General features: G+C 62.3%; 7 protein-coding genes. 5 read left to right on the forward strand and 2 right to left on the reverse strand.

The window, feature by feature from the left end; genetic code table 11:
* Positions 1–69: 69 nt before the first annotated feature.
* A complete protein-coding gene (locus ACW9JC_RS25810) occupies positions 70–792 on the reverse strand; it encodes a pirin family protein (protein WP_416128210.1) in 723 nt (240 codons plus the stop codon).
* A 291-nt stretch (positions 793–1,083) separates the two neighbouring features.
* Between ACW9JC_RS25810 and ACW9JC_RS25815 the strand changes: the two genes are divergently transcribed.
* Both ACW9JC_RS25815 and ACW9JC_RS25820 read left to right on the forward strand, forming a co-directional pair.
* Positions 1,084–2,034 (forward strand): GlxA family transcriptional regulator, encoded by a 951-nt coding sequence (locus ACW9JC_RS25815; protein ID WP_416128209.1) that lies wholly within the window; start codon positions 1,084–1,086, stop codon positions 2,032–2,034.
* A gap of 160 nt (positions 2,035–2,194) precedes the next feature.
* Positions 2,195–3,667: an ATP-binding protein gene (locus ACW9JC_RS25820; RefSeq protein WP_457458513.1), complete on the forward strand. Its 1,473-nt coding sequence runs from the start codon at positions 2,195–2,197 to the stop codon at positions 3,665–3,667.
* Here ACW9JC_RS25820 and ACW9JC_RS25825 read toward each other — a convergent pair.
* Positions 3,644–6,442: an ATP-binding protein gene (locus tag ACW9JC_RS25825; protein WP_457458515.1), complete on the reverse strand. Its 2,799-nt coding sequence runs from the start codon at positions 6,440–6,442 to the stop codon at positions 3,644–3,646. The two genes, ACW9JC_RS25820 and ACW9JC_RS25825, sit on opposite strands and share 24 nt — an antisense overlap.
* A 288-nt stretch (positions 6,443–6,730) precedes the next feature.
* Here ACW9JC_RS25825 and ACW9JC_RS25830 point away from each other — a divergent pair, with 288 nt between their 5' ends.
* The 3 genes from ACW9JC_RS25830 to ACW9JC_RS25840 all read left to right on the forward strand — a co-directional run bounded on the left by ACW9JC_RS25830 (position 6,731) and on the right by ACW9JC_RS25840 (position 9,681).
* Complete coding sequence (locus ACW9JC_RS25830; RefSeq protein WP_416128206.1) at positions 6,731–7,306, forward strand: flavodoxin family protein; 576 nt, start codon at positions 6,731–6,733, stop codon at positions 7,304–7,306.
* Between the two features lie 35 nt (positions 7,307–7,341).
* Complete coding sequence (locus ACW9JC_RS25835) at positions 7,342–8,166, forward strand: alpha/beta fold hydrolase (protein WP_457458517.1); 825 nt, start codon at positions 7,342–7,344, stop codon at positions 8,164–8,166.
* 72 nt (positions 8,167–8,238) lie between these two features.
* Entirely contained in the window at positions 8,239–9,681 is a 1,443-nt protein-coding gene (locus ACW9JC_RS25840) for a catalase (RefSeq protein WP_448107138.1), read from the forward strand.
* The last annotated feature ends 60 nt before the right edge of the window (positions 9,682–9,741 follow it).

Here is a 9,741-nt window from a genome sequence, read left to right on the forward strand (position 1 = left end):
ACAGCTCCTACAGGAACGGGTGAGAACCTGTAGGAGCTGTCGAGCGAAGCGAGGCTGCGATCTTTTCGGTTACGGCATTTCCGGCAGCTCTTGCGGGCGCAGGTCGAACACCAATACTTCGGCATCCACACCGTTGCTCAACGTCAGCACCTGTTCCTTGCGAACCCGCACGCCATCGCCTTCCTGCAACGGCTGGCCGTTGAGCTCGACACTGCCCCGCGCCACATGCACATAGGCGTAGCGATCGGCGGCCAGTTCCAGGGTGGCGCTTTCCTTGCCGTCGATCAGGGCGGCATACACCCGCGCATCCTGACGAACCTTCAGCGAACCCTTGGCGCCGTCGGGCGAGATGATCAGTTGCAGGCGACCGCGTTTTTTCTGCGTGCTGAAGTGCTCTTGCTGGTAGCGCGGTTTAGCGCCGCTGACCTCCGGTACGATCCAGATTTGCAGGAAGTGCACGGGCCGCTTGTCCGAGTGGTTGTATTCACTGTGCGCCACGCCGCTGCCGGCACTCATCAACTGCACGTCGCCGGGACGGATCACCGAGCCGGTGCCCAGGGTGTCCTTGTGTTCCAGCGCACCTTCGAGCACATAGGAAAAAATCTCCATGTCGCGGTGCGGGTGCTGGCCGAAACCTTTGCCGGCGGCGACGCGGTCATCGTTGATCACCAGCAGGTCGGAAAAACCCTGTTCTTTCGGGTTGCGGTAGTTGGCGAAGGAAAAGGTGTGGAACGACTTCAACCAGCCATGGTTGGCCATGCCACGATCAGAAGCTTTGCGAAGGGTCAGCATGATGAATTCTCCTGCGGGGACGTTGATTCGTCCGAGTGAGGAGAAGGTTAATGGTTACTGGTTGGTGCAATAAGTAGATGAAAATTGAAATACTGTCTCGATTGAGTTGACAGTTGTAGGTCACATGAACCACCGGTGTTTGCACAAAACCTGTGCGAGCGAGCTTGCTCGCGATGGCGGCTTCACATTCAATAGGTGCGTCGACTGATCCACCGCTATCGCGAGCAAGCTCGCTCCCACAGGGAACCGCGTTCGCTAAGCCTTTTGTTCAATTACTGTGATCTTTAACCCATGAAAACCGTGGCAATGGTGCTGTTCCCCAACTTCCTCCTGCTCGACATGGCCGGGCCGATGGAGGTGTTTTCCATCGCCAACCGTTACCTGAAACCCGACGATCACTATGTGCTGTCGACCATCGGAACCGAGCCCGGTGCGCTGCGGGCATCCAACGGGGTGAGCGTGCACGCCGATGTGCACATTGATCAGGCCTGCGACGGCTATGACCTGTTGCTGGTGCCCGGTGGTCCTGGTGCCTACAACGAAAACCATCCGCCGCTGCTCGACTGGCTCAGGCACAACGTCGGCCGGTCCGCCGGTTATGGCTCGATCTGCACCGGGGCCTTCGTGTTGGGGCATGCGGGGTTGCTCGACGGCTATCGGGTGACCACGCACTGGCATTACACCGAGCGGCTGATCAAGGCGTTCCCGACGGCCACCGTCGAGACTGACCAGATTTTCATTCAGGACCGCAACCTGATCACCTCCGGCGGCGTGACGGCCGGGATCGACCTGGCGTTGTCGGTGGTCGCTCGGGACCATGGCAAGAAAGTCGCCCAGGACGTCGCCAAAGTGTTGTTGGTAGTGATGAAACGCCAGGGCGGCCAGGCGCAGTTCAGTCCATTGATGGCGGCGGTGGCGCCTCACGAAACGGCGATCACCCGGGTGCAGAACCATGTACTCGAACGCCTCGACGAAACCTTCGGCATCGAACGCATGGCCGGTCTGGCTGCGATGAGCCCGCGTCACTTCGCCAGGGTCTTCGCCCGTGAAGTGGGCATGACGCCCATGGAGTTCCTGCAAAGTGCGCGCATCGATAGCGCGCGCAACCTGCTGGAAACCACGGAGTTGCCACTCAAGACCGTGGCCTTCAAGAGCGGCTTCGGCAGCGTGCGGCACATGCGCTTTTTGTTCAGTGAAAAACTCGGCCTGACCCCGACTCAGTACCGCGAGCAGTTCAGCTAGCGCCCTTGGCCGTTGTGCGCACCGTTATGGCCGGTACGCTCCCCCCGTGGCAGTTGTACCGTCACCGAGGCCTGCCAAGATAGCCGAGAACTCATTGCAAGGAAGGTACGGGGCCTGGATGGACTCGCGTGCCGAGCAGGCTCCCGGCGGGTGAACGTGCATGAACAGCATTAGAGACTTACACAGCGACACGGTGCTGCGCTTCGGCCCCTACGCATTCCACCTGAATCAGCGACTGGTTCTGGAAGGCGATCAACCGCTGCGGCTGGGCGGAAGGGCGCTGGATATCTTGCAGGTGCTGGTCGAGCACGCGGGCTCGGTGGTCAGCAAAGAGGAACTGATCGCACTGGTCTGGCCGCGCTCGGTGGTCGAGGAGATCAACCTGCGGGTGCACATTGCCGCCCTGCGACGGGCCTTTCGCGACGGGCAGAACGGCCATTGCTACATCGTCAATATTCCCCAGCGCGGCTACAGCTTTGTCGCGCCGGTACAGCAGGCATCGGAGCTCACGCCGATCTCGCTTGAAAACCTGCACAAACCCCAACATAACCTGCCGGCGCGGCTGACCCCGGTCACCGGGCGTGATGCGGTAGTCGGCAGTCTCGTGCGGCAGTTGCCGGTGCGGCGCTTCATGACCCTGGTCGGGCCGTGTGGCATCGGCAAGACCACCGTCGCGCTGCGGGTCGGTGAACTGCTGTTGCAGCATTATCGCGAAGGCGTGTGGCTGGTGGACCTGGCCACAATCGATGACCCCGCGCAGTTGGTCGATCACCTGACGCGAACCCTGGGATTGAACGTCGGCACCACCCTGGAGGCGCTCGGGCAATGGCATGCGTTATTGATCCTCGATAACTGCGAACATTTGCTGGAACGCTGCCGGACCCTGATCGAAGCGCTGCTGGCCTCGGCGCCACGCTTGTCGATTCTGGTCACCAGCCGCGAGCCGCTGCGGGCGAGCGGCGAAACACTCCTGCCGTTGCCGCCGCTGGTGGTGCCGCCCGTCTCGGCGTTACGCAGCATCGAGGAGTTCATGGGGTATTCGGCGGTGCAGCTGTTCGTCAGCCGTGCCCGGGCCCGTCAGCAAGGGTTTGCTCTGCGCGAACAGGACCTCAAGGCTGTACGCGAAATCTGTCGACGGCTCGATGGTTTGCCCCTGGCGATCGAGCTGGCGGCGGCGCAGATCGACGCGCTGGCGCTGGTGGGGTTGCAAGCGCAACTGGACAACTGTTTTCAACTGCTGACCCAAGGTCGGCGCACGGCCGTCCCGCGACACCAGACCCTCAAGGCCGCGCTCGACTGGAGCTACGAACGGCTGAGCCCGGCTGAGCAAACCGTGTTGCAGCGCCTGGCGGTGTTCAAGTCAGCGTTCACCCTGGACGCGGCGATGGGCGTCGTCAGTTGCGCCACATTGCTGCCAGCGAACCTGAACGGCGTGATGGACAGTCTTGTGCTCAAGTCGCTGTTGTCACTGGAGCAGGGTAACGGCGTGAGTCGATTCCGCTTCCTCAACACCACGCGCAGTTATGCCCTGGAAAAACTTGAACACAGTGGCGCGTTGCGCTCGGTCGAAATGCGCTATGCCGGTTACATCAGTCATACGCAGCAACCGTCAGACCGGCACGTCGCTCTGTAACTCGTCGAGCAAGCGTCGTACGGCCTTCAAGTCGGGCGTGGCATGACCTTCGGTGAAGCGCTGGTAGATCGGCGCCAGTAGCGTATGGGCCTGGCGGTAGCGGCCCTGACGCTGCCAAAGTCGCGCCAGCGAAGTGGCGCTGCGCAGTTCCCAGGCCAGTGCGCCCTGGGATTTCGCCACGTTGATTGCCTTGATCAGCACGGTTTCGGCGACGCAGTTTTTTATCGGGCAATCGGCAGCCAACAACCCATCGGCGCGAGCCCGCAGAATCTCTGCGGTGCTCCAGCCGGCGGCGCCGCTGTCGGCGCGTTGCAGCAAATCATCATCGACGAACGCGGTGTCCAGCGTGACCATGATTTCCTTGATCAGGCCGACACCCGGATGGCGCGGCGCAGCGGCACGATCAATGACCTGCGCGTAGTGTTGCGCCCAGTTGTAGAACAGCTGCACCGAGTGTTTCTGCGCCTGCTCCAGCAGCAATTGCAATAACTCGCGGGCAGTGCGGGTGTTGCCGTTGTAGTGGGCGATCAGGCAACCCGCGAGCGCCAGGGTGTAGCAGATCGAGGTGCCGTGGTTGATCTGCAGGGCAATGTCCAATGCCTGTCGGGCCGTGCGCCAGGCCTGTTCCGGTTGGCCCCGCAGCCAGAGGATGCGCGCGAGGATGGTCAGGGCGGCGACGCTCTGGTCGTATTGCACGCCAAAGCCGTGGGTGAAACGGTTGATATGGCCGCTGTGGGCCATGCGCTGGATTACTTCTTCGGCATTGAGCCGGGCGCGTTGCTGATCCCCGGCAAAGTGTAGGGCCAGCACCCGCAGACGATGGGTGCTCAGCGACAGCACCGGGTCGCCATGCAGGCCCAAACGGTCGAATTGCTGGCTCTGTTCCAGGGCCATTTGATAATGGCCGCAGCTGAGGTTGACCGCCATGTGCCCGGAGACGGCGCGCAACTCGCCGACCACGTCATTGCACTCTTTGGCCAGGGTTCTGGCGGTGACGAAAGCCCCGATGGTTTCAGCGCTGCCGCCCTGGGCGTGGTAGCAGGCACTGCCGAGGGCCAGTTTCAGGGACATTTTCAAACGCGGGCACGGCTCGGCGGCCGCATCGAGCAGGGCCAGGGCCTTGCGCACGTAACCACCGTGTTCGCGAAGCAAGGACAGTTCTTGCCAGAGCGGTGTGGAGGCCGCCGTCAGCTGGATCGCCAGCGCCTGCGGTCCCCGCGCATTCAAGCCCCAATCGAGGGCCGCGCGAATGTCCTCCAGGCCTCGGGCGTAACGCTCGATCCACAGCGCTGTCGGAATCAACTCCCAATCTTCTTGCGCTTGCTGCATCAGCGTCAGGCAACGCTGCGCGTGGCGTTCGCGGGTGCCGGGCAGTTCGGTGGTCTGTTCGAGTTTTTCCAGGGCATAGCTGCGGGTGGTGTCGAGCAGGCGGTAGAACACGTCTTCGTCGCCAACGTCCACGCTCAACAGGGATTTGGCCACCAGTTGCGTGATCGAACCAAACACTTCTTCGGGTTCGATGTGTTCGCCGACGATCACCGCGGCGGCTGACGCCAGGGTAAAGCCACCGCGGAACACGCCCAGTCGGCGCAAGCAGGTTTGTTCGCAGGCGTTGAGCAGTTCGAAGCTCCAGTCCAGCGTGGCGTGCAGCGTTTGATGGCGGGCGAGGGTCGTCTGGCTGCTGTGGGTGAGCAGGCGAAAACTGTCGTGCAGTTGTGCGAGCAAACCGTCGAGGCCAAGGCTGGCGACTTGCGCGGCGGCCAGTTCCAGCGCCAGCGGAATTCCGTCGAGGCGCCGGCAGATATCGATGACCAGAGGTAATTGGGCATCGTGCAGTTCGAAGTTGTCATGACTGGCCATGGCTCGCTCGACGAACAACTGCAACGCGGAAAAACTCAAGGCCTGAGCGCGATCAAGCACGGCAATCGGAGGAGGGCAGTCCAGCGATTCCAGGCGCTGGACGAATTCGCCCTCGGCCCGCAGGCTCTCGCGGCTGGTGGCCAGAATGTGCACGTGCGGCGCGCCACGCAGCAGGTTTTCACACAGCAGCGCCACGCTGTCGATCAGGTGTTCGCAGTTGTCGATGACCAGCAGCAGCTGTCGCTCGCGCAGGAACAGGGCGAGTCCACTCATCGGTTCGCTGTCGTGCAGGGACAGGCCCAGCAGCGTGGCCAAGTGGCCGCTGATCATCAACGGGTCGTTGATCGGCGCCAGGTCCAGCAGGCGAATGCCGTCGCGGTAGCGGCCGATCAGTTGTTCGGCGACGCGCAGGGCCACGGTGGTCTTGCCGATGCCACCGGGGCCGACCAGGGTGATGAAACGCTGGCGCGGCAGTTGCGTCACCAGATTGTCGACCAGCGCCTGGCGGCCGATCAGCCGGGTATGACGCACGGGCAGGTTGTGACCGTTCGATTCAATCGGGTCGCCTGCCGGGTGCTGTTCGACATGTTCCAGCGAGTAAGGCGCGACAAAGCTGTACCCGCGCTGGGCCACGGTGACGATGTAGCGCTGGCCGGCCTGGCCGTCGCCGAGGGCCTTGCGCAGGGCCGCCATGTGCACTCGCAGGTTGATTTCTTCGACTACGCTGTCAGGCCAGACTTCGGCGATCAGTTGCTGCTTGCTGACCACGTTCCCGGCGTGTTCCAGCAGGATCAACAGGATGTCCATGGCCCGTCGACCCAGGCGCAGGGGCTGGTCGGCCTCCATCACCAGGCGTTGTCCGGGGTAGATCCTGTAGGGGCCGAAATGCACAGCCTGTTCGAGGGCAAGGGTCAACGGGTCACTCCTGGTCGCATCCGTCTAGATCGCGGTTTTCGAGCATATTCCTCAGGTTTTTTGCCGAGCGCAATGCTGTGGCCGGCTGACTGCCGGGTGTTCGCTGCGACTGCCGGTTTCCCAGCATAGTCGGTGGGTTGCGTATTTGTTGGGCGCGGCGTCGGAAAAGCGGCGGATAGGGCTTTTGGCGCGTCAGGCAAAATTAACAACGTTTAACTCGTCGTGCGTCCGGTCCAGGCCCAAGACTCTGCTCCTACAGAAGGTTTAACCCATCGCAAGGACACCGGGATGAGCAACGTGGTGGTGATCTATCACAGTGGCTACGGGCACACCCGGGTCTTGGCCGAAGCCGTGGCCCAGGGTGTGCAACGACATCCCGGCAGCATCTGCCGGCTGATTGCGGTCGAGGATGTCGACGAACACTGGGACCACCTGCACCACGCTGACGCGATCATTTTCGGTGCGCCGACCTACATGGGCAGTGCCTCGGCCGCCTTCAAGGCATTCATGGAAGCCACGGCGTCCTTCTATCTGGCGCAACCGTGGCGCGACAAACTGGCCGCCGGCTTCACCAATTCCGGCTGCCTGTGCGGCGACAAGCTCAACACCTTGCAGCAGATGGCGGTGTTCGCCGCTCAGCATTCGATGATCTGGGTCGGGCTCGACGTGCTGCCGGCACGCTCCGCCACCGGGCTGTTCGACGGACAAATGAACCGGCTCGGCAGCTCGCTGGGCGCCATGGCCCAGTCCAACGTCGAACAGTCCCCCGATTTCGCCCCGCCCTTTGAGGACCGTTGCACCGCCGCGCACCTGGGCGAGCGGGTCGCGCGACTGGCCGAGCGAATGCGCCGCACAGCCGATTGATTCACCCCCAACCCCCACGTTAAGGAGCACGTCCCATGAGCACGTTCACCACCCGCGATGGCACCGAGATTTACTACAAGGACTGGGGCACCGGTCAGCCGATTGTCTTCAGTCACGGCTGGCCGCTGAATGCCGACAGCTGGGAATCGCAGATGATCTTCCTCGCCGACCAGGGTTACCGGGTCATCGCCCACGACCGTCGCGGTCATGGTCGTTCCAGCCAACCGTGGTCGGGCAACGACATGGACCATTACGCCGACGATCTGGCGCAGTTGATCGAACGGCTCGATCTGCAAGACGCCGTGCTGTTCGGTTTCTCCACCGGTGGCGGCGAAGTGGCGCGTTACATCGGTCGTCACGGCACCAGCCGAGTGGCCAAGGTCGGGCTGATTTCCGCAGTGCCGCCGCTGATGCTCAAGACCGCAGCCAACCCCGGCGGCCTGCCTGTCGAAGTATTCGACGGCATTCGCCAGGCGTCGCTGGTAGACCGCTCGCAGCTGTACATCGACCTCGCCAGCGGTCCGTTCTTCGGCTTCAACAAACCGGGCGCCAAACCGTCCCAGGGCATGATCGACTGGTTCTGGATGCAAGGCATGATGGCCGGCCACAAGAACGCCTATGACTGCATCAAGGCGTTCTCGGAAACCGACTTCACCGAAGACCTGAAAAAATTCGATATCCCCACACTGGTGATACATGGCGACGCCGATCAGGTGGTGCCGTACGAAGCGGCGGGCATCGCTTCGGCAGGATTGGTGAAAGGTTCTACGCTGAAGGTCTACCCCGGTGCGCCCCATGGCTTGACTGATACCCACAAGGATCAGCTCAACGCCGATCTACTGGCGTTCCTCAAGGGTTGATGCGCCTCGGCGCGGGCGTAGATCCGCGCCGGTTTTCGCTCCTGATGAGCTGTAACCGTCGAGAACCTGACCATGAAGAAGCTGACCAACGCCACCGGCGCCCCGGTGGCCGACAACCTCAACATCCAGACCGCCGGCCCACGCGGTCCGGCGCTGTTGCAAGACATCTGGTTGCTGGAAAAACTCGCGCATTTCGACCGTGAATTGATCCCCGAACGCCGCATGCACGCCAAGGGCTCTGGCGCCTATGGCACCTTCACGGTGACCAATGACATCACGCGTTACACAAAAGCCGACATTTTCAGCTCAGTGGGCAAGCAGACCCCGCTGTTCGTGCGTTTTTCCTCGGTGGCCGGTGAACGCGGCGCCGCCGACGCCGAGCGCGACATCCGTGGTTTCGCGGTGAAGTTCTACACCGACGAAGGCAACTGGGACATCGTCGGCAACAACACCCCGGTGTTTTTCTTCCGCGACCCGCTGCGTTTTTCCGACCTCAACCATGTGGTCAAGCGCGACCCGCGCACCGGCCTGCGCAACGCCACCAGCAACTGGGATTTCTGGACCCTGCTGCCCGAGGCGCTGCACCAGGTGACGATCGTCATGAGCGATCGCGGGATTCCCACCAGTTTCCGCCACATGCACGGCTTCGGCAGTCATACCTTCAGCCTGATCGACCGCGATAACCAGCGAGTGTGGGTGAAGTTTCATTTCGTCTGCCAGCAAGGCATCGAAAACCTGTCGGACGCCGAGGCAGCGGTGGTGGTCGGCAAGGACCGGGAAAGCAACCTGCGGGATTTGTACGAGAGCATCGAGCATGGGCATTTCCCGCAATGGAAACTGTGCATCCAGGTGATGGAAGAATCACAGGCCAACACGTATCGGCACAACCCGTTCGACTTGACCAAGGTCTGGCCGCATGGCGAGTTCCCGCTGATCGAAGTCGGCACCATGGAACTCAATCGCAACGCCGAAAACCACTTCGCCGAAATCGAACAAGCGGCGTTTTCCCCGGCCAACGTGGTGCCCGGTGTCAGTTTCTCGCCGGACCGCATGCTCCAGGCGCGGCTGTTTTCCTATGGTGATGCCCAGCGCTATCGCCTCGGGGTGAACTTCAATCACATCCCGGTCAACGCCCCGCGCTGCCCGCACCACAGCTATCACCGCGACGGCGCCATGCGCACCGACGGCAACCTCGGCGGCACGGCCAGTTACTTCCCGAACAGCGTCGGCGAATGGGAGGATTCCAAGGAGTTGTCCGAACCGCCGTTGCCGCTGGAAGGCTTTGCCCAGCACTACGACCATCGGCTGGAAGAGGACCACTACGAACAGCCCGGCAACCTGTTCCGCCTGCTGGACCCGGCGCGCCAGCAGTTGTTGTTCGAGAACACCGCGCGGGCCATGAACGGCGTACCGCAGTTGATCCGCCAGCGGCACATCGACAACTGCACCAAGGCTGACCCGGCTTATGGGCGCGGGGTGGCCGAGGCGTTGGAGCGGCTGGTGCCGTTGGGCTGAGGACTGTTCAAAGCAAGATCAAAAGATCGCAGCCTGCGGCAGCTCCTACGGGTGTACGCA

The sequence above is a fragment of the Pseudomonas sp. SDO5591_S426 genome, from assembly GCF_054070755.1.

Excerpts from the sequence above, each read along its gene's own strand:
- ACW9JC_RS25830 (WP_416128206.1), top strand. The coding sequence starts at position 6,731 with ATGAGCAACGTGGTGGTGATCTATCACAGTGGCTACGGGCACACCCGG.
- ACW9JC_RS25835 (WP_457458517.1), top strand. The coding sequence starts at position 7,342 with ATGAGCACGTTCACCACCCGCGATGGCACCGAGATTTACTACAAGGAC.
- ACW9JC_RS25810 (WP_416128210.1), bottom strand. The coding sequence starts at position 792 with ATGCTGACCCTTCGCAAAGCTTCTGATCGTGGCATGGCCAACCATGGC.
- ACW9JC_RS25815 (WP_416128209.1), top strand. The coding sequence starts at position 1,084 with ATGAAAACCGTGGCAATGGTGCTGTTCCCCAACTTCCTCCTGCTCGAC.
- ACW9JC_RS25820 (WP_457458513.1), top strand. The coding sequence starts at position 2,195 with ATGAACAGCATTAGAGACTTACACAGCGACACGGTGCTGCGCTTCGGC.
- ACW9JC_RS25840 (WP_448107138.1), top strand. The coding sequence starts at position 8,239 with ATGAAGAAGCTGACCAACGCCACCGGCGCCCCGGTGGCCGACAACCTC.